General features: G+C 34.0%; 30 protein-coding genes and 1 other RNA gene. 25 read left to right on the plus strand and 6 right to left on the minus strand.

What is annotated here, in order from left to right:
• Positions 1–186: 186 nt before the first annotated feature.
• The 12 genes from BMW29_RS06385 (at position 187) to ssrA (ending at position 8,195) form a co-directional block, all read left to right on the plus strand.
• A complete protein-coding gene (locus tag BMW29_RS06385) occupies positions 187–453 on the plus strand; it encodes an IreB family regulatory phosphoprotein (protein WP_092651576.1) in 267 nt (88 codons plus the stop codon).
• Complete coding sequence (gene ruvX, locus BMW29_RS06390) at positions 453–875, plus strand: Holliday junction resolvase RuvX (RefSeq protein WP_092651578.1); 423 nt, start codon at positions 453–455, stop codon at positions 873–875. Before BMW29_RS06385 ends, ruvX begins: the two co-directional genes overlap by 1 nt.
• Before the next feature lie 54 nt (positions 876–929).
• A complete protein-coding gene (locus tag BMW29_RS06395; protein ID WP_092651580.1) occupies positions 930–1,229 on the plus strand; it encodes a DUF1292 domain-containing protein in 300 nt (99 codons plus the stop codon).
• Between the two features lie 213 nt (positions 1,230–1,442).
• The gene (gene mltG, locus BMW29_RS06400; protein ID WP_425431590.1) at positions 1,443–2,627 is read left to right on the plus strand and encodes an endolytic transglycosylase MltG; all 1,185 of its coding nucleotides are present in this window, start codon (positions 1,443–1,445) and stop codon (positions 2,625–2,627) included.
• Between the two features lie 77 nt (positions 2,628–2,704).
• Entirely contained in the window at positions 2,705–3,340 is a 636-nt protein-coding gene (udk, locus tag BMW29_RS06405) for a uridine kinase (RefSeq protein ID WP_092651584.1), read from the plus strand.
• A 162-nt stretch (positions 3,341–3,502) separates the two neighbouring features.
• Complete coding sequence (greA, locus tag BMW29_RS06410; protein WP_092651586.1) at positions 3,503–3,976, plus strand: transcription elongation factor GreA; 474 nt, start codon at positions 3,503–3,505, stop codon at positions 3,974–3,976.
• 149 nt (positions 3,977–4,125) lie between these two features.
• Positions 4,126–4,866, plus strand: coding sequence for a cell wall-active antibiotics response protein LiaF (gene liaF, locus BMW29_RS06415; protein ID WP_092651588.1), 741 nt, complete (start codon positions 4,126–4,128; stop codon positions 4,864–4,866).
• Complete coding sequence (locus BMW29_RS06420) at positions 4,863–5,939, plus strand: sensor histidine kinase (RefSeq protein WP_092651590.1); 1,077 nt, start codon at positions 4,863–4,865, stop codon at positions 5,937–5,939. The genes liaF and BMW29_RS06420 overlap by 4 nt, the downstream gene beginning before the upstream one ends.
• Positions 5,932–6,564 (plus strand): response regulator, encoded by a 633-nt coding sequence (locus BMW29_RS06425; protein ID WP_092651592.1) that lies wholly within the window; start codon positions 5,932–5,934, stop codon positions 6,562–6,564. Before BMW29_RS06420 ends, BMW29_RS06425 begins: the two co-directional genes overlap by 8 nt.
• A gap of 92 nt (positions 6,565–6,656) precedes the next feature.
• Complete coding sequence (locus tag BMW29_RS06430; protein ID WP_092651594.1) at positions 6,657–7,316, plus strand: potassium channel family protein; 660 nt, start codon at positions 6,657–6,659, stop codon at positions 7,314–7,316.
• 124 nt (positions 7,317–7,440) lie between these two features.
• On the plus strand, positions 7,441–7,728 hold the full coding sequence (locus BMW29_RS06435; protein ID WP_092651596.1) for a HesB/YadR/YfhF family protein: 288 nt from the start codon (positions 7,441–7,443) through the stop codon (positions 7,726–7,728).
• A 100-nt stretch (positions 7,729–7,828) separates the two neighbouring features.
• Positions 7,829–8,195: a transfer-messenger RNA gene (ssrA, locus tag BMW29_RS06440) on the plus strand.
• Between the two features lie 104 nt (positions 8,196–8,299).
• On the opposite strand, the gene BMW29_RS06445 is transcribed toward ssrA, so the two are convergent.
• A complete protein-coding gene (locus tag BMW29_RS06445; protein ID WP_092651598.1) occupies positions 8,300–9,166 on the minus strand; it encodes a LysR family transcriptional regulator in 867 nt (288 codons plus the stop codon).
• 125 nt (positions 9,167–9,291) lie between these two features.
• On the opposite strand from BMW29_RS06445, the gene BMW29_RS06450 reads away from it, so the two are divergent.
• Both BMW29_RS06450 and BMW29_RS06455 read left to right on the plus strand, forming a co-directional pair.
• Positions 9,292–9,906 carry a DapH/DapD/GlmU-related protein gene (locus tag BMW29_RS06450; protein WP_092651600.1) on the plus strand — a complete coding sequence of 205 codons (615 nt, stop codon included), beginning with the start codon at positions 9,292–9,294 and terminating at the stop codon, positions 9,904–9,906.
• A 78-nt stretch (positions 9,907–9,984) separates the two neighbouring features.
• On the plus strand, positions 9,985–10,965 hold the full coding sequence (locus BMW29_RS06455; protein WP_092651602.1) for an aldo/keto reductase: 981 nt from the start codon (positions 9,985–9,987) through the stop codon (positions 10,963–10,965).
• Between the two features lie 41 nt (positions 10,966–11,006).
• Here the strand turns inward: BMW29_RS06455 and BMW29_RS06460 are convergent, their stop codons facing one another.
• Together BMW29_RS06460 and BMW29_RS06465 are read right to left on the minus strand one after the other, a co-directional pair.
• Entirely contained in the window at positions 11,007–11,807 is an 801-nt protein-coding gene (locus tag BMW29_RS06460) for an MBL fold metallo-hydrolase (protein ID WP_218139652.1), read from the minus strand.
• A 22-nt stretch (positions 11,808–11,829) separates the two neighbouring features.
• Entirely contained in the window at positions 11,830–12,147 is a 318-nt protein-coding gene (locus BMW29_RS06465) for a carboxymuconolactone decarboxylase family protein (RefSeq protein WP_092651604.1), read from the minus strand.
• A gap of 124 nt (positions 12,148–12,271) precedes the next feature.
• On the opposite strand from BMW29_RS06465, the gene BMW29_RS06470 reads away from it, so the two are divergent.
• Together BMW29_RS06470 and BMW29_RS06475 are read left to right on the plus strand one after the other, a co-directional pair.
• Complete coding sequence (locus tag BMW29_RS06470; RefSeq protein WP_092651606.1) at positions 12,272–12,664, plus strand: MerR family transcriptional regulator; 393 nt, start codon at positions 12,272–12,274, stop codon at positions 12,662–12,664.
• Between the two features lie 22 nt (positions 12,665–12,686).
• Positions 12,687–13,580, plus strand: coding sequence for a MurR/RpiR family transcriptional regulator (locus tag BMW29_RS06475; protein ID WP_092651608.1), 894 nt, complete (start codon positions 12,687–12,689; stop codon positions 13,578–13,580).
• Positions 13,581–13,639: 59 nt separating this feature from the next.
• Here the strand turns inward: BMW29_RS06475 and BMW29_RS06480 are convergent, their stop codons facing one another.
• On the minus strand, positions 13,640–14,236 hold the full coding sequence (locus BMW29_RS06480; protein WP_092651610.1) for a histidine phosphatase family protein: 597 nt from the start codon (positions 14,234–14,236) through the stop codon (positions 13,640–13,642).
• A gap of 250 nt (positions 14,237–14,486) precedes the next feature.
• On the opposite strand from BMW29_RS06480, the gene BMW29_RS06485 reads away from it, so the two are divergent.
• The 3 genes from BMW29_RS06485 (at position 14,487) to BMW29_RS06495 (ending at position 18,860) form a co-directional block, all read left to right on the plus strand.
• Entirely contained in the window at positions 14,487–16,334 is a 1,848-nt protein-coding gene (locus BMW29_RS06485) for a beta-glucoside-specific PTS transporter subunit IIABC (protein ID WP_092651612.1), read from the plus strand.
• A 68-nt stretch (positions 16,335–16,402) separates the two neighbouring features.
• Positions 16,403–17,854: a 6-phospho-beta-glucosidase gene (locus tag BMW29_RS06490; protein WP_092651614.1), complete on the plus strand. Its 1,452-nt coding sequence runs from the start codon at positions 16,403–16,405 to the stop codon at positions 17,852–17,854.
• A 277-nt stretch (positions 17,855–18,131) separates the two neighbouring features.
• On the plus strand, positions 18,132–18,860 hold the full coding sequence (locus BMW29_RS06495; protein ID WP_092651616.1) for a glucosamine-6-phosphate deaminase: 729 nt from the start codon (positions 18,132–18,134) through the stop codon (positions 18,858–18,860).
• Positions 18,861–18,908: 48 nt separating this feature from the next.
• On the opposite strand, the gene BMW29_RS06500 is transcribed toward BMW29_RS06495, so the two are convergent.
• Positions 18,909–19,439, minus strand: coding sequence for a helix-turn-helix domain-containing protein (locus BMW29_RS06500; RefSeq protein ID WP_092651618.1), 531 nt, complete (start codon positions 19,437–19,439; stop codon positions 18,909–18,911).
• A 479-nt stretch (positions 19,440–19,918) separates the two neighbouring features.
• Here BMW29_RS06500 and BMW29_RS06505 point away from each other — a divergent pair, with 479 nt between their 5' ends.
• Positions 19,919–21,457, plus strand: a complete 1,539-nt coding sequence (locus BMW29_RS06505; RefSeq protein ID WP_092651620.1) for an ABC-F family ATP-binding cassette domain-containing protein — start codon at positions 19,919–19,921, stop codon at positions 21,455–21,457.
• A 23-nt stretch (positions 21,458–21,480) separates the two neighbouring features.
• On the opposite strand, the gene BMW29_RS06510 is transcribed toward BMW29_RS06505, so the two are convergent.
• Positions 21,481–22,185: a YjjG family noncanonical pyrimidine nucleotidase gene (locus BMW29_RS06510; RefSeq protein ID WP_092651622.1), complete on the minus strand. Its 705-nt coding sequence runs from the start codon at positions 22,183–22,185 to the stop codon at positions 21,481–21,483.
• A 238-nt stretch (positions 22,186–22,423) separates the two neighbouring features.
• On the opposite strand from BMW29_RS06510, the gene BMW29_RS06515 reads away from it, so the two are divergent.
• The 5 genes from BMW29_RS06515 (at position 22,424) to dat (ending at position 26,206) form a co-directional block, all read left to right on the plus strand.
• On the plus strand, positions 22,424–23,071 hold the full coding sequence (locus BMW29_RS06515) for a TetR/AcrR family transcriptional regulator (protein WP_177165699.1): 648 nt from the start codon (positions 22,424–22,426) through the stop codon (positions 23,069–23,071).
• Between the two features lie 126 nt (positions 23,072–23,197).
• A complete protein-coding gene (locus tag BMW29_RS06520) occupies positions 23,198–23,818 on the plus strand; it encodes a TetR/AcrR family transcriptional regulator (protein ID WP_092651626.1) in 621 nt (206 codons plus the stop codon).
• A 19-nt stretch (positions 23,819–23,837) separates the two neighbouring features.
• On the plus strand, positions 23,838–24,251 hold the full coding sequence (locus BMW29_RS06525) for a DUF2871 domain-containing protein (RefSeq protein WP_092651628.1): 414 nt from the start codon (positions 23,838–23,840) through the stop codon (positions 24,249–24,251).
• 430 nt (positions 24,252–24,681) lie between these two features.
• Positions 24,682–25,185, plus strand: a complete 504-nt coding sequence (locus tag BMW29_RS06530) for an HTH-type transcriptional regulator Hpr (RefSeq protein ID WP_177165700.1) — start codon at positions 24,682–24,684, stop codon at positions 25,183–25,185.
• Between the two features lie 160 nt (positions 25,186–25,345).
• Complete coding sequence (dat, locus tag BMW29_RS06535; protein ID WP_092651633.1) at positions 25,346–26,206, plus strand: D-amino-acid transaminase; 861 nt, start codon at positions 25,346–25,348, stop codon at positions 26,204–26,206.
• The last annotated feature ends 22 nt before the right edge of the window (positions 26,207–26,228 follow it).

Genomic DNA, 26,228 nt, shown 5'->3' on the forward strand with positions numbered 1-26,228 from the left:
TACAAGGAATCATAAATAGGAGAGCTTAAAATAAAAAACATGTAAATGCTACCCTTATCACCAAGTATAGCGTCAAAAATAGAACAAATTCTTAAAAAAGCTTAAGGATTACATAATCTGTTTGTAGTTTTCAGTTATTTCTTGTAAAATAGTATATAGAACGAAAGAAAAGCCGAGGTGTTAGATATGAGTTCACTAGACAAAACAATGCACTTTAATTTTAACGAAAATCATGACAAAAATGTTGAGGAAACACTAACGGTTGTTTATGATGCCCTAACAGAAAAAGGGTACAATCCAATTAATCAAATAGTTGGTTATTTATTATCTGGAGATCCAGCATATATTCCACGTCATCAAGATGCAAGAAATCTAATCAGACGTTTAGAACGTGATGAAATTGTGGAAGAATTGGTCAAAAATTACTTGAATAAAGCAGGTAAGCGTGACTAATGAGAATAATGGGATTAGATGTAGGGTCTAAAACAGTAGGAGTAGCAGTAAGTGATCCTTTTGGCTGGACGGCTCAAGGGATAGAAATTATTCGTATTAACGAAGCTGCTGAAATATTTGGGCTAGACCGTTTAGCAGAATTAGTTGCAGAATATGAAGTCACGAAGTTTGTTGTTGGCTTACCAAAGAATATGGATAATTCTATAGGTCCACGTGCAGAAGCTTCAATGGCTTATGCAGAGCTATTAAAAGAACGCTTTTCTTTGCCCATTATTTTTCAAGATGAAAGGCTGACAACAGTTCAAGCAGAGCGGATGCTTGTTGAGCAGGCCAACACATCTAGAGCAAAGCGTAAAAAAGTCATTGATAAGGTAGCTGCTGTCATGATTTTACAAAATTTTTTAGATGGACAAGGGAACTAGATTTTGTTAAAGTCTTTATGTATAGATGAATATTAGAAAGAGGGGGCTATCAAAATGTCACATGAACACGATCACGATCATCATGATCACGAACATATTACAGTTGTCGATGAAAACGGGAATGAAGAGCTTTATGAAATTCTTTTTACCTTTGATTCTGATGATTATGGTAAATCATATGTTATTGTTTACCCAGCCGGAATTGGTGAAGGAGAAGAAGTTGAATTACAAGCATTCTCTTATGTAGAATCTGAAGAAGGTATGCAAGGTGCTTTAAATCCAATTGAATCAAACCAAGAGTGGGATATGGTTGAGGAAGTTTTAAACACTTTTCTTGCTGACGAAGAAGAATAGATTGTTGCTTAAAAAGTATACTGGGAAATCGCCTAGTATACTTTTTTTTATGCACATGAATCAAAAATATTCACTTATCTAAAGAAAAGCATAAGAAATACAATTTTTAGTTTAGGTGTTCTCATCTACATTCAATTCATGTATAATGTTAGAAGTTAATAAAATGATTTCTTACACTCAAGGTGAGATACATTATAGAAGAGGAGTGCTTTGATATTGGGAAAAGAAAATGAACCAAGCTCCCAAAAGAAATTTGATTGGAAAAAAGATTGGAAGCAAGATGCGACACCAAAAAAATTAGAACGACAAAAAGAATCAAAAATTGTTAGAAGAATTGTTTTTTCGATTGTTGCAAGTGTTGTTGTTGTCTTAGCAATTGTTGCTTTCATTGGCTATAATTATGTTCAGTCTGCTTTGAAACCATTAGATGCAAAAAGTACAGAACAGATTCAAATAGAAGTACCAATGGGCAGTTCTACTAAATTAATTGCTAAATTATTAGAAGAAGAAAAAATCATCAAAGATGCAACAGTTTTTAGTTATTATGTTAAAACCAATAACACTGGAGAATTTCAATCTGGTTATTATCAACTATCACCAGCAATGAGTTTAGATGAGATTATAAAAGAGTTACAAGCAGGTGGGACAGCAGAACCATATGAAGTTTCTGGTAAAATATTAGTAAAAGAGGGCGATACAGTGGATCAAATTGCTGATACCATTGCTGAGCATACTGATTTTACTAAAGAAGAATTTTTAGCATTAATGACAAATGAAGCATTTTTACAACAAATGAGTGGACGTTACACACATTTATTGGAAAGTGCAATGACTGCTGAGGGTGTCAGATACCGTTTAGAGGGTTATTTGTTCCCTGCAACCTATGATTATGATGAAGAAAAAACAACCTTAGAAGATTTGGTTGCTAGTATGTTGCAAAAAACAGATGAGATTTTATCTAAAGATAATTTCTATAGTGAAATTGAAGCACAAGGTAAAACCACACAAGAGGTATTGGCGATTGCGTCTCTTGTTGAAAAAGAAGGGGTAACTCCTGAGGATCGCGCAAAAATTGCGAGTGCTTTCTATAACCGAATTGAACAAGGAATGCCACTTCAGTCTGATATTTCTATTTTATATGCTTTAGGCGTTCATAAAGAATTAGTGACCTATGATGATTTAGAAATCGATTCCCCATATAACCTTTATCAGCATACAGGTGTTGGACCGGGACCATTTGGAAATCCAGGTGAAGAAGCGATTCGAGCGACATTACATCCTGCAGATACAAATTATATTTATTTTGTTGCAGATATAAAAACGAAAATCGTTTATTTTGCGGAAACTTATGAAGAACACTTAATACTAAAAGATAAATATGTGGACAATCCAGAGTAATTAAATTTAATTGAAGAGAGAGCATTGAATCTAGCTAGGTTCAATGCTCTTCAACAGACAAAAGGGGTATTTTAATCATGGAAAATGGCAAAAAACCAATTGTGATTGGCGTAACAGGTGGATCAGGAAGTGGAAAAACAAGTGTTAGTCGCGCTATTTTTAATCAATTTTCAGGGCATTCAATTTTAATGATTGAACAGGATTTTTATTATAAAAATCAAAGCCATCTTAGTTTTGAAGAGCGTTTAGAAACCAATTATGATCATCCATTTGCATTTGATACAGACTTGTTGATTGAGCATATTCATGATTTGATTCAATTTAAAAAGATTGAGAAGCCAGTCTATGATTATGCTGCACATACACGAAGTGATCAAACCATTATTCAAGAACCTAAAGAAGTGATTATTTTAGAAGGTATTTTGATTTTAGAGGATGCTCGATTACGTGATTTAATGGATATTAAAGTGTATGTTGATACAGATGATGATATTCGGATTATTAGAAGAATTAAACGAGATATGGAAGAAAGAGGCAGAACATTAGATTCTGTGATTGAACAGTATTTATCAGTCGTTAAACCAATGTATCATCAATTTATTGAACCCACAAAAAAATATGCAGATATTATTATTCCAGAAGGTGGACAAAATCAAGTTGCAATTGACTTAATGACCACTAAAATTGGCAGTATTTTGACAAATGGAAAATAAATTTTCAAGGTAAATCACATACATTTATTTTTTTGTATTTACAATTAAGCGTGTTCATGGTATCTTTTCAATATTGAATGATAGGATAACAAACAAAGAGATTGAAAACATATAAAAGATTGTTCATCATCTGTGTTATATGTAAAAAGGAGAAATCAACTTATGGTAGACAAAGTATACCCTATGACATTAGAGGGAAAAGAAAAATTAGAAAATGAATTAGAAGAACTAAAAACAGTTAAAAGAAAAGAAATCGTAGAAAGAATCAAAATTGCTCGTGGCTTTGGTGATTTATCTGAGAACTCAGAATATGAATCTGCAAAAGATGAACAAGCATTTGTTGAAGGACGTATCACAACGATTGAAACCATGATTCGTTTTGCACAAATTATTGATAATAATGGTGTTGATAAAGATGAAGTTTCAATTGGAAAAAGTATTACTTTCATTGAAATGCCAGATGGAGAAGAAGAAACATATACGATTGTGGGAAGTGCAGAAGCTGATCCATTTTCAGGTAAAATTTCTAATGAGTCTCCAATTGCTAAAAGCTTAATTGGTAAAAAATTAGGTGAAATGGCAACTGTTTCCACGCCTGGTGGGGATATGGAAGTAAAAATTGTCAAAGTAAGCTAAGTCTAAGAAGCTACTCATGGGTAGCTTCTTTCTTTTTTTGAAAACTACGACTTTAGTCTGAGAAAGAGTTCGTTCTTTTGGTGGCTATTCAAATGAATAGGAACAAGCTATAATGTTTTCATAGAGATTATGGATAAAGGGGGATAAAGATGACTAGGAATTTGCGGATGTTTATTTTAGTTGAAGCTTTGTTATTATTAGGAACATTATATGACATCTTTAAAAATATTCCATTACTCATTTGTGCAGTGATTGCAGTTTTTTTAATTTTTATTAGTCTTGAAAAAAAACGACCACGTTCTAATACCTCCAGCTTCACATTAGTGTTAGGAAGTATTATGCTGATATTTGTTCTCTTATCGACCATGTTCTTTTGGTTATTCCTTGGTTTTGGGATTGTCTTTTTTGTCAAAACAACTAAAAGAGCCTTTCCAAAAGCAGGAAAGAAATTTAAAAATGCACCATGGAATAAGAAGGAGTTAGTTGTTGTTGAAACAACAGAGTCCACCGAAAAAAATGGAAAGAAATTTAAACGCCAATGGTTAGGAAATCAGCGTATTGGTGATTCAATTTATGAATGGGATGATATTAATATCACGATTTTTGCTGGAGATACAATCATTGATTTAGGAAATACTTTATTGCCAAAAGATGATAATGTTGTCTTAATGCGTAAAGGATTTGGTAAAACAAGAATTTTAGTACCAGTAGGAACAGGTGTCATGTTAGAACACACTACTTTAAGTGGTAAAGTTACTTTTGAAACACAAAAGTTTGAACTACAAAATGAATCTGTTAAAATATATAGTGAGCATTACGATGAAAATAATCGTAAATTAAAAATTATTACAAATGTACTAGCGGGGGATATTGAGGTGATATTTGTATGATGAAAGCACCAAGCAAAATCTTAATGTTTGTCAGTTCTTTCCTCGCTTTTGCCGTAACAATTTTGATTGCGATTTCTTATAGCTATTCTACAGGGAATAAAGAGTGGTATGTCGCGCTTGTGAGAGGGCGAATTTTCCATATTCCTTTTTTAGCCTATTTGCTTTTATTTTCTTTGATGATTGGTATGGCGGTGACCTTAACCGTTTATTTAGTCAATCGTAGACAATATGGTAATATTGAAGAAAATTTAAGAAATTTAGCCAGTGGGAAATATGAAAATTTACTAGCAGTTGGTAGTGAAGATGAGCAACTGAATACATCCATTGTATTGGTTGATATTGATACACATATTCATGCTATTAGAAATAAGCTGCTTGATTTATCTAAGGAAATTCAAATCATTAGTAATCAACCACAATTAGTAGATGGACAAACCAAAGAAGAAATTCTAACAGGTGAACGACAACGGTTAGCAAGAGAATTACATGATTCAGTGAGTCAACAATTATTTGGCGCAATGATGCTTCTTTCTGCATTAAATGAACAAGCCGGTGAGTTAACCCCAGTCTTTCAAAAACAATTACAAATGGTTGAAAGTATTATTAATGAATCACAGTCAGAAATGCGCGCACTCTTACTTCATTTACGTCCTATTCAATTAGAAGGAAAACGATTAAGAAAAGGTGTCGAGCAATTATTAGTTGAATTAAAAACGAAGATTCAAATTGAAATGAAATGGGATATTGATGATGTTTGCTTACCAAATGGTATTGAGGATCATTTATTTAGGATTGTTCAGGAATTACTTTCAAATGCACTGAGACATTCAAAAGCAACTGAACTTGATGTATACTTAAAAGAAATTAATAAAAGTGTGCTATTAAGAATTGTTGATGATGGTGTTGGCTTTGATGTTTCTGAAAATAGAGCAGGTAGTTATGGCTTACAAAATATAAAAGAACGTGTTCTTGGCATGGGCGGTACTTGTAAAATTATTAGCTTCCCAGGCAAAGGAACCAGTATTGAGATTCGTATTCCATTATTAGGTGAGGTGTCAGAAGAAGATGATTAGAGTACTGTTAATTGATGACCATGAGATGGTTCGTTTAGGTGTATCTGCCTATTTATCGATTCAAGAGGATATTGAGGTTGTAGGTGAAGCCGAAAATGGTAAAGAAGGCTATGAAAAGGCATTAGAGCTTCGTCCAGATGTGATTATGATGGATTTGGTTATGGATGTCATGGATGGCATTGAATCCACTAAAGCCATTATGAAGGATTGGCCAGAAGCGAAAATTGTCATTGTCACAAGCTTTATTGATGATGAAAAAGTTTATCCAGCTTTAGAGGCTGGTGCTTCAAGCTATATGCTGAAAACCTCAACTGCAAGTGAAATTGCGAAAGCCATCCGTTCAACTTATGCTGGAGATTCTGTATTAGAACCAGAAGTAACAGGGAAAATGATGGAACGCTTAACCAAAAAGCATGTACCTGAACTACATGAAGATTTAACCAATCGAGAACAAGAAATCTTGATGCTGATTGCGCAAGGGATGTCTAATCAAGAAATTGCAGATACCTTATTTATTACCCTTAAAACAGTGAAGACTCATGTGTCTAATATCTTATCTAAGTTAAGCGTAGAAGACCGTACACAAGCAGCAATTTATGCATTTAAGCACAATTTGATTGATTAAAATAAACCTTTTACTATTCCTGTTCTGCTAGGAGAAGTGAAAGGTTTCTGCTATACTGTGAAGGAATAGTGAAAATGGAGGCTTAAAAGGCGATGAAACAAAATTTTGCAATTATTGGTCTAGGAAGATTTGGCGGCAGTATCTGTCGTGCTTTAATCGAAAGTGGGCAAGAGGTTTTAGCCATTGATTCTAATGAAGACCGTGTAAATGAGTATATGAATATTGCTACACATGCTGTCCTTGCAAATGCACAAGATGAAAATGTCTTACGTTCATTAGGTGTGAAAAATATGGATCATGCAATTGTGGCAATTGGTGAGGATATTCAAGCGAGTATTCTAGTAACTTTGATGTTAAAAGAACTTGGGGTGCCTTATATTACTGCAAAGGCACAAAATGAATACCATGGAAAAGTCTTAGAAAAAATTGGTGCTGATCGTGTGGTGCATCCGGAAAGAGATATGGGAAAACGGATTGCTCATAATTTAGTGTCAAAAAATGTATTAGATTACATTGAAATCTCTGATGATTATATGCTGATTGAATTAAAAGTAACCAATCCAATATTTTTCAATCAAACGCTACAAGATTTAAATTTCCGAACCGCTTATGGTGTCAATGTTATCGGGATTCGTCGTGGCAAAGAAATTATCATTTCGCCAAAAGCAGATGAGCAAATTAAAGAAGGAGACTCTTTAATGGTTGTAGGCTCAACCGTATCAGTAGAACGCTTAGAGGGAAAAATGCCTTAGTAGCATATTGTGACAAACAGCATTTATCCAAATTTGTTCATTTCATGGTACAATCAATTTAAGAAACGAGATTGAGATGAATAGGAGGAATTATAAAGATGAGGTCATCTTTATGAGCAAATAGATGAAAATTACTTTAGATAAGCAAGCAACTAAATGGTTTCAAGATGAAGTAGGGGTAAAAGCGGGTGATTCAGTTCGCTTCTTTGGAAAATATGGTGGTTCAAGCCCCATTCAGCATGGTTTTTCATTAGGGGTAGAATTAACTGAACCGCATCAACCAATTGCTGAAGCAAAGGAAGATGGGATTACTTATTTTGTTGAAGAAATCGATGCCTGGTATTTTGATGGACATGATTTATTGGTCGAATATGATGAAACCTTACAAGAGCCTAAATATGAATATGCCTAACCAATCAAAAGTACTTGGCTGAACCAAGTACTTTTTTATTCAGAAAACTATATTTTATCTGTAAAATATGATAGAATATAGTACGTAACAACTTTTCTCTGGGGGCGTTACGGATTCGACAGGTATAGGTCGAGCTTGGATGGCGTTTCGTAGGTTACGACTACGCAAAAACGTTACAGTTAAATATAACTGCAAAAACAAACAATAACACTTACGCTTTAGCTGCCTAAAAACAGTTAGCGTAGATCCTCTTGGCATCACCCATGTGCTCAAGCAAGGGTCTCAAATTTAGTGGGATACGTTAAAACTTTCCGTCTGCAAGTTTTAAAAGAGATCATCAGACTAGCGAAGTTCGAGGCCTGTTATGTGGCATAGGGCTTAGCGAAATTGAAATAGCATAACTATGAACGTAGAAATCTAAGTGCCGATATGCTTGGACAGGGGTTCGACTCCCCTCGTCTCCATCTGAGTGAATAGCCAATAAATACTGTTAAATCAGTATTTATTGGCTATTCTTTTTTTTCGAAAAATGTGTAAAATACTAATCTTAAAATTATAAAAATGGAAGAAACTAAACCAACTTTAATAAATGTAAAAATTCTTTTGAAGCACTTGAAAAGATTTGGTCTTTTTTCCAAACAATATTGATATTTGCTGTTAATGGTGGTGATAAGGGAACAAAAGCTAGGTTTGTATTAGCTGTATTCACAATACCATCAATACAAAGGACACTTGCGACACCTTCTTTTGCCAACAGCGAGGCATTATAAAGTAGGTTATATGTGCCAACAATATGAAGATGCTCTATATTTCCTCCAAACCATTCAGACAGCTGATTGTCAACGAATGATTGATTTGAAATGAGTAAAGGCGTACTTTGAATATCTTTTGGTTGGACTGTTTTTTGGTTAGCCAGAGAATCGGATTTATTGACTAAAATTCCCCAAGAATCAGTTGAAGGTAGTCGAATATATTCGTATTTTTGTTTTTCTACTGGGTCAATAACAAGGCCAAAATCTAATAGTCCTTTATCAATTTTTTCTAATACATCATCTGCATTTCCGCTATAAAGGTCTATATTAATTTCAGGATAGTTGTCTCTAAGTTCATGAAAAATACGACCAAGAAACTCAAATGCTTGCGTTTCTCCACCGCCAATTGTTATTTTTCCACTAATAACTTCATTCCTATGAAGATTTGTTGTTGTTGACTCAACCAAAGATAGAATTTCTTTTCCTCTATTCATTAAATAGATACCATCTTCCGTTAGTGTGATAAAACGATTTCCTCTAGTAAATAATGTAACACCTAGCTCTTCCTCTAACTCTTTTAATTGTTTTGAAAGAGTTGGTTGAGACAAATGCAAGACTTCAGCAGCTTTACTAATGGTTTTTTCTCTCGCAACAGTTAAAAAATAAGTTAATACACGAAGTTCCATTTAATACTCCTTCCTATAACTAAAAAGAATAGTTATCTATGTTTTATTGGTATTAGTTAAGTATAACTGATTCAGGTATAATTTGGATAGTGAAAAGTTAATGAATAGGTAAGGAGGGAAAGCAAATGTCAAACATAAATTTGCAGCAGAAAATTGTAGGAAAAGAGATATTAAAAGATTCGTCTTTGTTTGAAGAAATCCATTTGGTTAAACAGGATAATGAGCGATTGGTGATGTTGTTGAATGCACAGTATTATCCTAATGAGGAGGTCTTACAGTATTTAGAGAAAATTACTGGACAAACAATTGATTCATCGGTAAAAATTTCTCAACCTTTCTATAGTGATTTTGGTAGGCATATCACATTTGGCAAAGATATTTTTATTAATCAAAATGTAACGTTTGTTGATTTGGGTGGAATATCAATTGAGGATCAAGTGTTGATTGGTCCAGGCTCTAGATTAATTACAGTGAATCATTTAATTTCCCCTAAAAATAGGCGCGGAATTAAAGTAGAGCCAATTTGGATTAAGAAGAATGCATGGCTTGGGGCAAATGTGACGGTTTTACCTGGAATTACCATTGGGGAAAATTCGATTGTTGCAGCGGATTCAACAGTAACAAAGGATGTTCCTGATAATGTGGTTGTAGTAGGAAGTCCGGCCAAAGTGATTCGGAAAATTGAAGAAGATGTGAATGTTAACGAATTTACAGTGAGTCCAACTAGTCAGCCATGGTGATATAAACTTGTTAAAAAAATACTGTTTAAGTTGTATAATGAAGGATAGAACAAGGACAAAACTGAAAGGATGATAAGAATGGAGTATGCAAAATTAGGAAATACTGGACTAGATGTTTCAAGGATTTGTTTAGGTGCAATGAGCTTTGGCGATCCTAAAAATTGGATTCATAAATGGGTACTTGAAGAGGAAGAGAGTAGACCGCTAATCAAAAGAGCACTAGAATTGGGTATCAACTTTTTTGACACTGCAAATGTTTATTCTTTAGGTAGAAGTGAAGAAATTCTAGGTAAAGCCTTGAAGGACTATGCAAATCGAGATGAAATTGTGCTAGCAACAAAGGTTCACCAAAAAATGTTTGATGGCCCAAATGGACAAGGATTATCAAGAAAAGCGATTATGTCTCAAATTGATCAGAGTTTGAAACGTTTACAAACAGATTATGTGGATTTGTATATCATCCATCGTTGGGATCCATTTACCCCCATTGAAGAAACAATGGAAGCGTTAAATGACGTTGTCAAAGCTGGAAAAGCAAGATACATTGGAGCTTCTGCAATGTACACTTATCAATTTCAACAAGCAAATCATATAGCCGAAAAAAATGGTTGGGCAAAATTTGTCTCAATGCAAAACCACTTAAATTTGATTTATCGTGAAGAAGAACGCGAAATGATTCCTTACTGTCTTTCTGAGAAAATTGCACTTACACCCTATAGTCCAATGGCATCCGGCCGATTAATTCGAAGTACCACAGAGGCAACTAAACGAAGCACTACTGACGAAGCACAAAAGTCTAAATATGATGAAACAGCTGATAAAGATCAGATCATTATAGATAGAGTTGCTGAATTGGCTGCCAAATATGAGACGAATAAAGTAAATATTGCCTTAGGATGGTTACTACAAAAAAATCCAGTAGTTGCACCTGTCATTGGGGCAACTAAAATGAATCATATTGAAACAGCAGTGGGCGCTGTAGATTTTAAATTAAGCCAAGCAGATATTCTTTATTTAGAAGAACCTTATATCCCGCATAAAGTAGTAGGTCATGTTTAAAAAATACTTCCCGTTCTTCAGTGAATGGGAAGTGTTTTTAACTATTTTTCTAAAATAAAACTTTCTCCAGCAGCCATGATCTGGATTCTTTCCGGATTATCTACTCTATCCAGTAGGTCAGCTGGATTTCCATTAAAAACATTCATATGAGGTGCATCAACTGTACCCCAATGAGATAACAGCAAAGCACTATTTGGATAAGTATTTGCAAGTTTAATTGCATTGTCTAAGCCTATATGCCATTCGTTATCAGAAAAATCAAAGAGAATCGCATTTGGTTCAGGCATTTCTAAATGAGAGGGTAACAACTTGGAATCGCCAGGAATCCACAAGGTTCCATCTGGTGTTTCAATCCAAAAGCCACAAAAGTCATCTAATTTAAAGAGACGATCGTATTTTTTGCTCTCGTTTTGCCATAAATGATCAGCAGGGGTTAAAGTTATTTTTAAAGGTCCCTCCTCAAAAGAAGCGTGTATGTCATGACCAAGTGCTTCAAACATCATTTTTTCTTTGACTAACCCAGCTACATATTTTGGTGCGTGTAAAGCAGTTGTCAGCGGGAGCAATTTTCTTAAGGTTGGTATACTAAAATGGTCATTGTCAGAGTGGGTGATAAGAATGCTATCTAAATGTTGTACTTCGTCTGTTTTGATTGGCATTTCAATTAACAAAGGCAAATCAAAGCCTTCTAAAACTGGATCAACCATCATGCAATAGCCTCTACTATTTAATAATATGCCGGAATTTCCTAGCCATCTGATTTCAGTATGATGATTCTTTTGAAAAGCTTCTGCGCCAAATGGCATCGTTTTAGGTGGTGTTGCTTGCGGTAGTTCGTTCATCATTTTCTCCTTTCCAGCATAATTATTTTTCATAAATCTCTTTAGCAATCGTAAAAGCTGACCAGGATTTAGGCCATCCAATATAAAAAGCAAGATGAGTAATGATTTCTGCCATTTCTTCTTGAGTAACCCCATTTTCCTTTGCTTTACCCATATGAAAGACTAACTGTTCAAAATTACCACCAGAAATTAAGGCTGTAATCGTAACAATTGAGCGATCACGTGGATTTAATTCGTCTTCTCTCGACCAAACTTGACCAAATAAAACATCATCATTTAGTTCAGCGAATTTAGGTGCAAATTCACCGAGTTGATCACGTCCTGCTGTAATTTTTTGCATATTGATAACCTCCTAATTTAACATCTACTTAAAGTATACACCTTAAAGTACACTTTAAATCAAGAGAAACTATTGGTAAGATAGAAGGGGAAATACTTAAACTATAAAAGAGGGATTGATTACGATGAATATTTCAGAAGTTGCAGCAAAATATGATATGACACCCGCTACGATTCGATACTATGAAAGTCAAGGATTAATGCCGGCAATTACCCGTAACGAATCAGGAAATAGAGATTTTCAAGAAGAAGATTTAAACTGGGTTGAATTTATTAAATGTATGCGAGATTCAGGATTATCCATTCATTCTCTTTCAAAATATTCAGAATTATATCAAATGGGGGAACAAACATTATTGGAAAGAAAAGAAATCTTGGTGGATGAATATCAAAAACTTTTAAAGAAACAAGCATCGATTAATGCAACTGTAGCTAAATTAGAAAAGAAAATCGAGAATTATGATGTTAAAATCAGACAGTATGAGGAAGCAATAGTGACAGAAAAAGAACTAGGCTAGTTTAAAATGGAGGTAAATAAAAATGTATCTTTTTCAAAGAATTGAAGAAGCAGTCTTTAAACAAAATGATGCACGTCGAGTGATTGGCGAGTTTATTCTTGAAAATCGTGATGAACTAAAATCTTACTCAATGGAAGAGATTGCCAAACAAACGTTTACGTCTAAGCCAACCTTAGTCCGATTTGCAAAATATTTTGGCTATTCTGGTTGGAAGGAGTTTATGTATGCTTTTGCTCATGAAGTGGCATCTCATAATGACAATGCTTATTTAGATGTTGATCCTAATTTTCCTTTTTCAGCTGAGCATGATACGTTAGAAATCATTGAAAGTATTGCTACCTTAAAAATTCAGAGTATCAAAGATACTATTTCTTTGATTGCGGCAGAGGATTTTAATAAAGCCGCAAAACTTATTCATGGTGCAAACAGCGTTGCAATTTATGGGACGAGTCCAAATTATTATTACGGTGAACTGCTTAAGAGAAACTTGTTATCTATTCAAAAGAAAGCAATCATGGCTAATGCAGGTGAAAGTGGTCTTATTACGCAAACACTGAATCATAAAGATTGTGCCATTATGATTTCTTATTCAGGGAATAGCGTTGATGATAATCCAACCAGTCATGTAAAATTGTTAATGAAAAAATCTGTACCAATTATTAGTATCACAAGTGGCGGTGAAAACTATTTAAGAGATTACTCAGATGTCATACTCAATATTTCTAGTAAAGAAAAGCTATATTCTAAGATTGCCAATTTTGCGACACAGGAATCCATTCTATTTATTCTTGATGCCCTATTTGCAAAAGTATTTTCACTTGATTATGAAGTCAATAGAAAGAATAAAATTTCAAATTCAAAATTATTGGAGTCTAAAAGACAAGCTACTTTCAAAGAGCTGTCTGAAAAATTCTAATGACGAAAAGCACTTGGATAGTTTGAACCAAGTGCTTTTTAAACGATTTCATAACGATACTAAAGCATACTTTTTTTACTTGTTGGGTCAATGATATCAATGAGTTCAAAGTGATGTTTTTCATAAGTATAAATGAAAATGGCACAGTTAGGAAAATGAGTAGGGATTTTTTGATCAGAATGATGACAAATAGATTTTAAAAAATAAAAACACGCGCCATTGTGTGATACTGCCAAAACCTTTTGATGATCTTCCTGATCCATCATCGAATGAAGTGTATGGCTCATTCGATTTTGAACATCAGAAGCTGTTTCACCACCAAATTGTTCATAGAAAGTTTCAAAATTTTGAAATCCTTTTGGCTGTAGCTCCGTACTTTCACCTTCAAATCGTCCGAAATTCATTTCTTTCAAGCCTTTTTTTCGTTGATAGAAATGATTACTGTTGGTAATGATTTCCAATGTATCACAAGCACGCTCTTGGGTTGATGAGTAGTAATGATCAAAGTCAATGTGATTTTCTTGAAAAAAGGTTGCGGCTTGTTGTGCTTGTTTTTTTCCTTTAGTTGTTAATGGAGAATCACATGCACCTTGAACTTTTCCCAGCTGATTAAAAAGCGTTTCTCCATGACGCATGAGATATAATTGTTTTTTCATTTCTAGACCTCCTTATGCTCATTATAAGACTTAAAGCAGGCTTTAAGTCAATCATTTCTATTAAAAATTCAAGTAAACATGAAACAGATTTCAATAAATGCGATTTTTTTCTCTTTTTTTCGGAATATGTTTCGAGATGTTTTGAAACTATTGGAAACGCTATCACTAAATGGTAAAGTTCGATTATAAACAAGAATTGAATAACCGGTTCATTCAAAATAGAAACTTGTTACATTGAAGGGAGAAATCCATGAGTAAAAAATATGGGAAATTGGCTCAAGACATTGTTGAGAAGTTAGGTGGAAAGGAAAACATAACAGATGCTTATCATTGTCAAACACGCCTTCGTTTTAAAATAGTAGATGAACAAAAAGTAGACAAGGAAGGTCTTGGTGAATTAGAAGGAGTCGCAACGTATTTGGTAAATGCAGGTGTTCATCAGGTTGTCATAGGGACACATGTGAAAGAGGTCTTTGAAGAGATTGAGAAAAAAGTTAATGTGACTGCAAAGAATGAACCATCATCAGAGAAAAAAAGCATATTTAATCTCATTATTGAGTTTGTAGCGGGTACATTCCAGCCAATTATTCCTGCGTTATCTGGAGCTGGAATGGTAAAAGCTGTTCTAGCGTTGTTGGTTGTTTTTAATGTTGTTTCTGTAGAATCGCAAACCTATTATTTATTGAACTTATTTGCAGATGGCGTATTTTTCTTCCTACCTATGATGTTAGCTTTCACAGTTGCTCAAAAGTTGAGATGCAATCCTATCTTAGCAGCTTCTGTTGCAGCGATGATGATGCATCCAAATTGGGGAGCATTAGTTGCAGCAGGGGACCCAGTTAATTTTTTTGATATTATTCCTTTTACCTTAACTACTTATACTGGGTCTGTGATTCCGATTCTTTTAATTATTTTGGTTCAATCCTATGTGGAGAAATTACTCAATCGTGTGATACCAAAATCAGTTGAATTAGTCTTTGTACCGATGCTGACTTTCTTAATTATGGGAACTTTGGCATTTTCAGTGCTAGGGCCAATCGGCAGTATTATTGGCGGTTACCTTGCGGCGTTTTTTACGTTTTTAAGTGTGAATGCAAGTTGGGTACCAGCCGTCTTGATTGGTGGCTTTTTACCGATTATGGTAATGTTTGGTCTTCATAATGGTGTGGCTCCTTTAGGTGTCATGCAAATGGCAGAGCTTGGTTATGATAGTATTTTTGGTCCAGGCTGTGTTTGTTCAAATATTGCTCAAGCAACTGCTTCTGCAGTAGTCGCATTTAGAACAAAAGATAAAAAATTGAAGCAATTAGCTATTTCGGGTTCAATTACTGCTTATATGGGAATCACTGAACCAACTTTATATGGTGTGAATCTACCGAAAAAATACCCATTAATTGCTGCTATGATTGGTGGTGGAGCAGGTGGTTTATATGCTGGACTAACCAATACACACCGCTTTGCAACAGGATCATCTGGTTTGCCTGCAATTTTACTATATATTGGTGATAACTCGATGACTTTTTTCTGGAATATCGTGATTGCCTTGATCATTTCAGCAGTAGTTTCAGCAGTGTTAACTTATATTTTAAGTTTCAAATTTGAAAAAGAGGTAGAAATTCCATCATTTAAAGAAGTCATTCTAGAAGATACAACAATCACTAACCCTATTAAAGGAAATGTTATTCCCTTGAGTGAAGTACAGGATGGTGCCTTTGCATCAGGTGCTCTAGGAATGGGCTTTGCTATTGAGCCAATAGAAGGAAAAGTGATTGCGCCATTCAATGGGAAAGTTGAGGCTGTTTTTCCAACAAAACATGCGATTGGGCTTGTGTCAGATACAGGAATAGAGCTTTTAATTCATATAGGCTTGAATACTGTAGCATTAAAAGGTCAATATTTTGATACTTTGGTAGAGTCGGGGCAAACCGTTAAAAAAGGACAGGCAATCCTAAATTTTGATTTGGAAAAAATTAAAGAGGCTGGTTATGAAACGCAAGTGCCAGTTGTGATAACAAACAGTCTTCAATATTCTTCAATTGAATTAACAAATAAAGGACAATTAGTAAATAATGAAGAAGTGTTAACGGTTAGAGTATAAACGAACTATTTCAATGAAGAATCGTTAAGCATCACTTTTTAAATACAATGAATAGGAGCTATCAATACATGACATTAGATAAAAATTTCTTATGGGGCGGAGCAACAGCTGCGAACCAAGCAGAAGGAGGCGTGTTGGAAGGTGGCAGAAAGCTTTCCAATATTGATGTACTGCCTTGTGGTGAAGATCGCAAAAAAGTAGCTTTAGGTGAGTTAGAAATGCTGGATTGGCAGGATGGCTATTATTATCCTGCAAAAGAAGCAATTGACATGTATCATCGTTATATGGAAGATATTCAATTATTTGCAGAAATGGGATTTAAAGTTTATCGCATGTCATTGTCATGGTCTCGTATTTTCCCTAATGGAGATGATGCTGAACCAAATGAAGAAGGTCTAGCATTCTATGAAGGGATTTTTAAAGAATTAAGAAAGCATCAGATTGAACCACTAGTAACCATTGCTCACTTTGATGTCCCCATTCATTTGATTAAATCCTATGGTGGTTGGAAGAACCGTCAGTTGATTACATTTTATACGCGGTATGCTGAAACAGTTTTAAAACGCTATCAAGGCTTAGTTAAGTATTGGTTAACAATTAATGAAATCAACATTCTATTACACCAGCCTTTTGTTGGTGGGGGAATTGTCTTTAAAGAAGGCGATAATCAAGAAGAAATTAAATATCAAGCTGCACATCATCAACTAGTAGCAAGTGCTATGGCAACAAAAATTGCACATGATGTTGATTCGAAAAATCAGGTAGGTTGTATGCTAGCAGGCGGCAGCCATTATCCTTATACTTGTCGCCCAGAAGATTATCAAGAAGCGATTCATCGTGATCGTGAAGGTTACTTTTTTATTGATATACAGGCGCGTGGAAAATACCCCAATTATGCTTTAAAAAAATTAGAGAGAGAGGGCTTAACTATTGTGATGGAAGCAGGGGATGAGGAAATTCTTGCAGCATCACCAGTTGACTTTGTGACTTTTTCTTATTATTGTTCTCGGACAGTGAGTGCATATTCAGAAGATTATGAGCAATCAACAGGTAACCTTTTTGCTTCAATAAAAAATAAAAATTTACCTTCAACTGAATGGGGTTGGCAGATTGATCCATTAGGCTTAAGGAATTCCTTAAATCAATTATATGATCGTTACCAAAAACCTTTATTTATTGTTGAAAATGGCTTAGGTGCAATAGATACACCCGACAATAATGGTTATGTAGAAGATGAGTATCGCATTGATTATTTACGAAAACATATTCAAGCATTTAAAGCGGCAGTAGAAATTGATGGCGTAGAATTACTTGGATATACAACGTGGGGCTGCATTGACTTAGTAGCTGCAAGCACGGGTCAAATGAGTAAACGTTATGGATTTATTTATGTAGATCGTGATGATGAAGGAAATGGGACATTAGAACGTTCTAAAAAGAAATCTTTTTATTGGTATCAGCAAGTAATTGAGACAAATGGGGAGAATCTTTCTAGTGAGCATTTGAATGTGATGAAGTAAGTAATGTTTCATGAGGCAATAGTAGAATCAATCATGCTGAACTGATCACTGTATGGCCATTCAAACTCATTTCTTCTCCACATGAGCAAAGCTTCAAAATGTGAATAAAAACATTTTGAAGCTTTTTGTTATAAAATAAGGTTGCTTGGATAGTGAAGTACTGTATCCAATATTCATAGCGATGGCGCCATTTATAAATATAGTGTCAATGTTCCAAAGAAACATATGTTATACTTGATTTGCATGATAGTACTTACATAAAAGGAGCGAACAACAAATGAAAATCATTGTAGAAAAAGACTACGAAAGTATGAGTAGAGTGGCAGCAAATATTCTCCTAGGCGAAATGTATCAAGATAAGCGTGTAAATCTTGCAATAACAGCAGGTACGACGCCCATAAAAATGTATGAACAATTAGTGAAAGATGTAAAAGGTAAATCTTATTTGGATAATGTTCATTATTATAATTTTGATGAAATCCCTTATGAAGGTGAAACAGGGTATGGTGTTACAATGAGCAATTTGAATCGCTTATTCTTTGAACCTGCTCAAATTAAGCTAGAAAATATTCATGTGCTAGATGAAACCAATTATCAACATCAAGATGCAAGAATTAAGCAAGATGGTGGATTGGATTTAATTCTTTTAGGAATTGGCGCAGATGGTCATTTCTGTGGGAATTTACCAGGTACAACTAAATTTGAGGATGCAACTTCTTATGTTGGGGAGGATGCCATCCCTGGAATGAAGGAAATTTTATTAAGCGAAGTCGGTGGGGTAGCAGAAAAAAGACCTAATTTTTATGTCACAATGGGGCCTAAAAGTGTCATGGCTAGTCGAAAAATTGTTTTATTTGCTACTGGTAAGAAAAAAGCTGCTATTATTAAAGAAGCATTTTTTGGTCCAGTTACAGATCATGTACCCTCTTCGCTTTTACAAACACATCCCAACTTAACACTGGTTTTAGATGAAGAGGCAGCAAGTGAGATTCAAGGATTTATTTAAAAGAAGAAGTGAGCCTTTTTTTAATAGGGCTCACTTTTTTTCTTACATTTAATAATCTAGTTGAAGCAATGAAAGGACAATGCGATCTTTATTATTTTCTTTAATTTTATAGCGACGCATGTTTTTCTCAATTTCTTTTTCTTCGGCAGTTCCTTCACTAAATTTATCAAAAATGGCTAAGACAGCTGTCGATAAAATGGACATGACACCTGCACCACCAAGATCGAAGCCTAAAGATTCTGTTTCTGATAATTGACTTTTTGCAAAATGACGTACAGTTTGACAAAATTCATTTTTAATAACAATTTGCTCTTCTTTATTTTTAAATGCGATTAATAGCTCTTCCGCATTATGTGCTTCATAGATAGGGTGCTCTTTTTCTAAGAGGAATAATTCATCTAAAACAGTTCCAGGTGTTTTATTAAGTGTTTCAGCCACTGCTTTTAAGATTTTTGTTGAGTAGCGATCAATACTTTTTTTACCTGCACTTGCTAAAGTTTGTTGGCTAATACCTGTTTTTTTGTATACATCATAGCGTTTCACACCGTTTCTTTGTAAATAGACATCAAGTAAAGTCATTTTTATTCCTCCTCTTTTTTTATCTTTCTATATCTTAATGAAAGGTTACTACAAAATATTTTAGTAGTCAATTATTTTTTAGTAAGAATAGAGAATTTATTGACATTCCTAAAAAGCTATGATAAAGTGCCTTTTAAGGATGGTGCTTAAAATGTATTGCGGTAAACTAGAATTATTTATTACGAGACTTGGCTCCCTACAACTTGATTTAGATGAAGCGTTGTATGGAGCTTAATCGAGAAGGATTGCCTTCTCTTATTCATCAGCACATAGTTTATAGATAGGTGTAGGAACTACGCTTATTTGAATTGAGCTATTTTTGCTGAAGAATATATAGATTAAAGGACCCTAGACATTGCTTTTGTCTGGGGTCCTTTGTTTTTGTATTTTTTGGCAAATGAAATTTGAACCAAAAGCAGAGGACAACGTATTTTACGTTTGCTTCTGCTTTTTTTATATAAGGAAAAGAGGAATAAGAAATGGGATTATTAAAAGTAGAAAATTTATCACATCGTTTTGCAGATAAAGTGTTGTATGAAAATGGGTCATTTAATTTATATAAAAATGACCATATGGGTATTGTTGGACAAAATGGTGCAGGTAAGAGTACCTTGATGGAGATTATTATTGGACAAGTCTTACCAGATGAAGGGAGTATTAAGTGGCAGGCAAATGTGAAAATTGGACATTTAGATCAATATGCTGATGTTGATCGGGAATTAAAGATCAATGATTATCTACAATTAGCCTTTAGTGAGCTATTTGCCATTGAGCAGCGCATGACTGCATTGTACGAAGAAAGCGCAGTTTCTGGTGATGACGAGCCCCTACTAAAAGCAGCAGAATGTCAAGAACAGCTTGAAATGCATGATTTTTATGCGATTGAAAGTACGATCAATAAAATTGTTGTAGGGCTAGGGATTGATGCAATTGGGATTGATCGACAAATGAAAACGTTAAGTGGTGGGCAGCGCGCAAAAGTCATTTTAGCGAAATTATTGTTGGAAAAACCAAATGTTTTACTATTAGATGAGCCAACCAACTTCTTGGATAAAGAGCATGTTGAATGGTTAGCTAGCTATTTAAATGAGTTTCAAGGTGCTTTTATTGTGATTTCTCATGACTATGAATTTTTAGAAAAGATCGCCACCTGTATTTGTGATATTGAATTTGGTACCATTAAAAAATACAATGGTAAATACTCAGCCTTTCTAAAACAAAAGGAACATTTAAGAGAAGATTATATTAGACAATATAGTGCACAACAAAAGAAAATTAAAGAGACAGAAGAATTCATTCGCAAAAATATTGCAGGAATTAATACGAAGATGGCGCAAGGACGTAGAAAGCATCTTGAAAAAATGGACCGCTTAACTGAACCTAATTTTACACAAAAGCCAACCATTAAGTTTAAAGAAGTGCCTTTGGCGTCCCACAAAGTATTGACTGTCAATCATTTATCTGTGGGATATGATCAGCCACTATTAAAAGATTTAAACTTTTCAGTGCTAGGCAATCAAAAGATTGTCATCACAGGATTTAATGGGATTGGTAAATCGACCTTGCTCAAAACATTAGTTGGTGTGAATCCATCACTTGCTGGCGGGTTTCAATTTGCGCCACAAGTGAAGGTAGGGTATTATGAACAGGATTTGATTTGGGAAAATGGTTTATTAACACCTATTCAAGTGGTTTCCGATGCACATCCTAAGTTAACTGTGAAAGAAATTAGACGTCATTTAGCGCAATGTGGTGTGAATGATAAGCATGTGACACAAGCCGTTGGTACATTAAGTGGTGGCGAACAAGCAAAAGTGAAATTATGTATTTTAACATTAAAATCAGTAAACTTTTTGATGATGGATGAGCCAACAAACCATCTGGATGTTGATGCAAAAGAAGCTTTACAAGAAGCCTTGATTGCTTTTCAAGGTACCGTATTGCTTGTTTCCCATGAAGAGAAATTTTATCGTGATTGGGCTGATAAGGTGTTATCCATTGGACAGGATTTTGAATAAAAAAAACAAGCATTTGAAGCGCTTCAAATGCTTGTTTTATCTGGTTTTAGAAGTGTCAATAATTCACTTAATTGCTGAATCTCTATGGTTGGGATAAAAGAGGTTGGATTGGCTAGAGAATGTGGATTAAACCAACAAGTATCAATTCCAGCTAAATTTCCTCCCTGAATATCTGAAGTCAAGGAATCCCCGATAATCAATGTTTTATCAAGCACTAAATGAGGGATTCGATTAAAAACATAATCGAAATATTCCTTCATTGGTTTTTGATAGCCTGTATCCTCTGAAACAAAGACATCTTTAAATAAAGGCAGTAATTGGGCGTCAGTTAAGCGTTGATATTGTGTTTTAGAGACACCGTTTGTAACGACATATAAGTCATAGTCTTGCTGTAAAGTCTGAATAAGTGAGAAGGCACCAGAAATAAGGTGATGCCCTTGATTTAAATAAGTACGGTATTTTTTTTCAAACAAGGCACCATCTACTTGTTGGCCATATGCTTCAAATAAAAGAGAAAAACGTGTATTAAGAACCTGGCTACGCGAAATTTGCTCTTCTTCAAAGGCTTTCCATAAACCTTGGTTAATCACTTGGTATTGCAGCTTAATATCATCCGTTAAAGGGATTTGTTGCGCATCAAAAAGTGCTTGTAGTGCAAAAGCTTCAGAAGCTTGAAAATCTAATAAGGTATCATCAATGTCAAATAGTAAGGTTTGATAAGTTTTCAAAATATCCCTCATTTCATTGTAGTCGCTTCATCATTGTAGCATGATTTTATGCTATTGTTTAGAAATAAGCAATCGGACGTTGCTTTAATTTGTTTTTGAAAGAGGAAATAATTCCTTGATTAGTTTATATATATTGTTTGTTTTCTGTTTTATAACTAAAATATTACTAGTTATTTATTAAAAAACTATTTAGTGATATAATAAGATGGTCAAAAAACATAGGAGATTACAGACAAAAATGCCAAAAGTTGATGAAGCATACATAGAAAAAAAAGTAACGATGATTTTAGATGCCGCAGTTCATATTTGTAAGGACAAACCAATTTATGAATTAACGATGAAGGATATTGTGGATGCTTGTTATATGAGTAAAGGAAACATTTATCGTTATTTTCCAGATATTAATGCCATTATTGTTGCAATGGTTAACCGCTCTCGGCGTGAAGCGGTTGTGTCTTTGGAAGAAGTTGGGCTATTTGAAGAAGATGATTCTTTGACGATTATTACTAAAATTATTGACTATATTGTGATTTATTTAGAAGAGAATATGTACACCCTTGGAAAAATTCAAATGGAATTGATGATTTTAATGACCTGCAAGAATAAGAATTGCCATGAATTGATGAAAGTTGTTGAAATAGATGCAGGACTAATTATCTTTAAGCGCGTCATAGAAGAGCTGGTTAAATGTGTTGGGGAAGAAAAGGCTGCTGAATTTTCTGCATTTTTACGTTTCACAGTTGAGGGGATTGTGATGAGTACCGTTTTTCATGAGTATTATAAAGAAGAAAATCAGCTTGGATTAAAGCCGGTCTCAATCAAATGTTTATTGCGAATTTTTAAAGAAACCGCTTATATGATGATTTCTGAGGCACTGATTTCATAGAACTGTGACAGCCATTTATACATAGAAGGATTTTTATTAAAAATAAGTTGACAGACCTGTAGTTATTTCTTATACTACAAGAAGTGACACTATGTCACTTTGCTGTTTGAAGGAGGAAGAGGAATTATGCCAAAAGAAACTTTTAATAATTTATCAGAGGATAAAAAAGAAAGAATTATGGAAGCAGCTAGAAAAGAGTTTTCGCTACATCCTCTTCATGAAGCATCAGTAGCCAATATTATTAAAGATTTGGGAATTTCAAGAGGGAGCTTTTATAAATATTTTGAAAATTTAGAGGAGCTCTATATTTATTTTTATCACAAAGTGAAAATTGACTTTCACCAACTGATTTTTGAATCAATTGCAGAAAAAAAAGGAGATTTATTTGCGGGATTGGAGCTGTTTTTTGAGCGAATGGTGCATAAGCTATTAGATGATGAGTATGCGGCTTATTTTAAAATGACATTCACACATATGGACTATGAAATTGGCAATAAGCTAACGCCAGAGCTCTATGCAACTGGACAACATCACCAGCCAACAACGAGCGATCAACTGATAGCGAGCATTCAAATGGATCGGTTAAAATTAAAGAGTGAAGTGGAGCTTTTTAAATTTATTAAAATGTTAATGTCAATTTTGCATGAGTTATTAAATGAAGCACTGACGAATGATTGGTCCAAGGAGAAAATATTAGCAGAGTTTCAATTAAGAATGAATTGGTTACGAAATGGATTAGAAAAATAAGGAAAAGAGGGTTTATTTCATGAAAAAATTAGTGAGAGTTTCTGCTTTTTATGCAATATTTGGTTTACTATTTGGTGTGTTTTACCGAGAATTCACAAAAATACAAGGATTTACTGGGGAAACCCAATTATCAGTACTTCATACACATGCATTTATTTTAGGGATGTTTTTCTTCTTAATCGTGTTGTTACTAGAAAAGAATTTTAGTTTAATGAAAGAAAAACAATTTAAACTATTTTACAGCTTTTATAATGCAGGTTTAGGAATCACATTGCTGATGTTATTGGTTCATGGTAGTATGACGGTTCTTGGAAAAGAAGCAGGTGCAGCGATTGCTGGGATTGCAGGAATTGGGCATATTTTAATAACGATTGGTTTATTCTTCTTTTTTAAAGTCTTAGCTCAAACTGTTACTGAAACCGATAAAAAATAATAAAGTAAAATTGCTACTAACTAAAAAATGAAAACATCATTTATTGAATTCTAGTAAAAAGAATTCAGTAAATGATGTTTTTTACTAGTTTTTAAGAAAAAGTAATTACTGGAAAGCTAACCTATTTTTATGGCATCAATATTTCTGTTATTTAAAGTAGCTTTTGCAATTTATTGAGTATGTATATCATTAATGATTTTCCTGTTATCACTGATTTAATGTGTTTTTTAAGGGAAGTTCTAAGAGAAAATAGCGAATGACTTTTTTTATTTACTAAAAAAAAGAAAAAAGAAAATAGCTTTTTTTAATAAACACTATATATCTTTATTAACTATTAGAGTATAATGATGGTTGTGTTTAAATGAATACTAATGATTATCTGTTACAGCTTATAGTAAGCATCAAAAGAAATGCGAAAGGAAGTTTTAGTATGGAAAAAGAGAGTTATCCAAAAAATAGTAGAAATAATTACCATCATAAGATCTTTCAATTAAGTAAAGCTTTTTGGAAAATTGTTGAAAAAGATTGGAATGATTGGTTAAGTAAAAGTGGACTAAATATCAATGAGCATAATACTTTATTGGTTGCCTATTCAAAGGAGTGTTGTACGATAACAGATATTGCTTTATTAGGTACCATGCATATCTCAACTGCAGTAAATTTTTCAAAAAGCTTAGAAAAGAAAGGCTTACTAAGGTTAGAAAAAAATAATGAAGACAAGCGCGTCACAATGGTATACATAACAGAAAAAGGTAGAAAACTTGTAGAAGACATTGAAGCACAATGGGAACCAAATAAAAGTCTATTCTATGATGCAGTTGGGGAAATAGAAGAAGTTTATGGCTCAAAACCGCATTTTGGTGATATTCAAGCGATTGTTAAGAATTTTTATGGGGATGAAGTTTTAGATCATATTCGTCACTTTAACCAATAAGAGGAAATAAAGAAGCTCAAAAATGAGGGATGAACCTTATTTTGAGCTTTTTTAGTTTTTACTCAAAAAATCTTTCAGAGATTCTATAAAAAAATTTTTATTATTGACTTGAAGCATGTATAATAGAAAAATAGAATCAAGTGAAGGGTAGGTTGGGAAAATGAAAGTAATCTGGAATAAAGAAATTGTAGATAGAGCCTCTGTTAAAATTGATTTAGAGGATCGAGGGTATCAGTTTGGTGATGGACTTTATGAAGTGATTCGCGCATATAATGGCACACTTTTTACAATTGATGAGCATATTGATCGGATGTTTCGTGGAGCAGATAAAATTGACTTAAAGATGCCTTTTACTAAAGAAGAACTAAAACAACTGATTATCTCATTGATAAAAGAAAATCAAATTGACACTGGCAATATTTATTTTCAATTAACAAGAGGGAATGGTAGCCCAAGAAATCATGCCTATCCAGATCCTGAAAAAGTAACACCTGTCTTTACTGCTTCAACAACCGTTGTTCCAAGAGATGCAGTATTGATGAGCAAAGGAGTTGCAGCAATTACGATTCCTGACATGCGCTGGCTGCATTGTGATATTAAATCAATTAGTCTGCTTGGAAATGTAATGGCAAAACATGAAGCTCATAAAGTAGGTGCTTTTGAAGCAATTCAACATCGTGATGGAATTGTGACGGAAGCTTCTTCTTCAAATAGCTGGATGATTAAAGATGATGTGATTTATACCCATCCTGATGGAAATCTTATTCTAGCTGGGATTACAAAACTTGTGATTTTAAAAATAGCTCGTGAAGCTGGTTTGAAGGTAAAAGAAGAACCTTATACTCTTGAACAATTAAAACAAGCAGATGAGGTTTTTATTTCAAGTACAACATTGGAAGTCATGCCTGTTGTGACACTTGATGGTGCATCTGTTGGCGATGGGAAAGTAGGTCCTATTGTAACAAAATTACAAGAACTTTATGCTCAGGAAGTAACACGTGTTTGTGGCGAGCTTGTTTAAAAAAATGACATGCTTTAAAAGG

Source organism: Isobaculum melis (genome assembly GCF_900111355.1).
GTDB classification, from domain to species: Bacteria; Bacillota; Bacilli; order Lactobacillales; family Carnobacteriaceae; genus Isobaculum; species Isobaculum melis.

What these genes read in the sequence shown, in the direction of transcription:
- BMW29_RS06520 (WP_092651626.1), top strand. Translation starts at nt 23,198, where the DNA reads ATGCCAAAAGAAACTTTTAATAATTTATCAGAGGATAAAAAAGAAAGA.
- BMW29_RS06385 (WP_092651576.1), top strand. Translation starts at nt 187, where the DNA reads ATGAGTTCACTAGACAAAACAATGCACTTTAATTTTAACGAAAATCAT.
- BMW29_RS06525 (WP_092651628.1), top strand. Translation starts at nt 23,838, where the DNA reads ATGAAAAAATTAGTGAGAGTTTCTGCTTTTTATGCAATATTTGGTTTA.
- BMW29_RS06485 (WP_092651612.1), top strand. Translation starts at nt 14,487, where the DNA reads ATGAGTAAAAAATATGGGAAATTGGCTCAAGACATTGTTGAGAAGTTA.
- udk (WP_092651584.1), top strand. Translation starts at nt 2,705, where the DNA reads ATGGAAAATGGCAAAAAACCAATTGTGATTGGCGTAACAGGTGGATCA.
- BMW29_RS06475 (WP_092651608.1), top strand. Translation starts at nt 12,687, where the DNA reads ATGTATCTTTTTCAAAGAATTGAAGAAGCAGTCTTTAAACAAAATGAT.
- BMW29_RS06465 (WP_092651604.1), bottom strand. Translation starts at nt 12,147, where the DNA reads ATGCAAAAAATTACAGCAGGACGTGATCAACTCGGTGAATTTGCACCT.
- BMW29_RS06500 (WP_092651618.1), bottom strand. Translation starts at nt 19,439, where the DNA reads ATGACTTTACTTGATGTCTATTTACAAAGAAACGGTGTGAAACGCTAT.
- BMW29_RS06460 (WP_218139652.1), bottom strand. Translation starts at nt 11,807, where the DNA reads ATGAACGAACTACCGCAAGCAACACCACCTAAAACGATGCCATTTGGC.
- BMW29_RS06530 (WP_177165700.1), top strand. Translation starts at nt 24,682, where the DNA reads ATGGAAAAAGAGAGTTATCCAAAAAATAGTAGAAATAATTACCATCAT.
- BMW29_RS06455 (WP_092651602.1), top strand. Translation starts at nt 9,985, where the DNA reads ATGGAGTATGCAAAATTAGGAAATACTGGACTAGATGTTTCAAGGATT.
- greA (WP_092651586.1), top strand. Translation starts at nt 3,503, where the DNA reads ATGGTAGACAAAGTATACCCTATGACATTAGAGGGAAAAGAAAAATTA.
- BMW29_RS06445 (WP_092651598.1), bottom strand. Translation starts at nt 9,166, where the DNA reads ATGGAACTTCGTGTATTAACTTATTTTTTAACTGTTGCGAGAGAAAAA.
- BMW29_RS06480 (WP_092651610.1), bottom strand. Translation starts at nt 14,236, where the DNA reads ATGAAAAAACAATTATATCTCATGCGTCATGGAGAAACGCTTTTTAAT.
- BMW29_RS06515 (WP_177165699.1), top strand. Translation starts at nt 22,424, where the DNA reads ATGCCAAAAGTTGATGAAGCATACATAGAAAAAAAAGTAACGATGATT.
- BMW29_RS06420 (WP_092651590.1), top strand. Translation starts at nt 4,863, where the DNA reads ATGATGAAAGCACCAAGCAAAATCTTAATGTTTGTCAGTTCTTTCCTC.
- BMW29_RS06495 (WP_092651616.1), top strand. Translation starts at nt 18,132, where the DNA reads ATGAAAATCATTGTAGAAAAAGACTACGAAAGTATGAGTAGAGTGGCA.
- BMW29_RS06505 (WP_092651620.1), top strand. Translation starts at nt 19,919, where the DNA reads ATGGGATTATTAAAAGTAGAAAATTTATCACATCGTTTTGCAGATAAA.
- BMW29_RS06450 (WP_092651600.1), top strand. Translation starts at nt 9,292, where the DNA reads ATGTCAAACATAAATTTGCAGCAGAAAATTGTAGGAAAAGAGATATTA.
- dat (WP_092651633.1), top strand. Translation starts at nt 25,346, where the DNA reads ATGAAAGTAATCTGGAATAAAGAAATTGTAGATAGAGCCTCTGTTAAA.
- BMW29_RS06425 (WP_092651592.1), top strand. Translation starts at nt 5,932, where the DNA reads ATGATTAGAGTACTGTTAATTGATGACCATGAGATGGTTCGTTTAGGT.
- BMW29_RS06395 (WP_092651580.1), top strand. Translation starts at nt 930, where the DNA reads ATGTCACATGAACACGATCACGATCATCATGATCACGAACATATTACA.
- ruvX (WP_092651578.1), top strand. Translation starts at nt 453, where the DNA reads ATGAGAATAATGGGATTAGATGTAGGGTCTAAAACAGTAGGAGTAGCA.
- BMW29_RS06435 (WP_092651596.1), top strand. Translation starts at nt 7,441, where the DNA reads ATGAAAATTACTTTAGATAAGCAAGCAACTAAATGGTTTCAAGATGAA.
- BMW29_RS06490 (WP_092651614.1), top strand. Translation starts at nt 16,403, where the DNA reads ATGACATTAGATAAAAATTTCTTATGGGGCGGAGCAACAGCTGCGAAC.
- BMW29_RS06430 (WP_092651594.1), top strand. Translation starts at nt 6,657, where the DNA reads ATGAAACAAAATTTTGCAATTATTGGTCTAGGAAGATTTGGCGGCAGT.
- BMW29_RS06470 (WP_092651606.1), top strand. Translation starts at nt 12,272, where the DNA reads ATGAATATTTCAGAAGTTGCAGCAAAATATGATATGACACCCGCTACG.
- liaF (WP_092651588.1), top strand. Translation starts at nt 4,126, where the DNA reads ATGACTAGGAATTTGCGGATGTTTATTTTAGTTGAAGCTTTGTTATTA.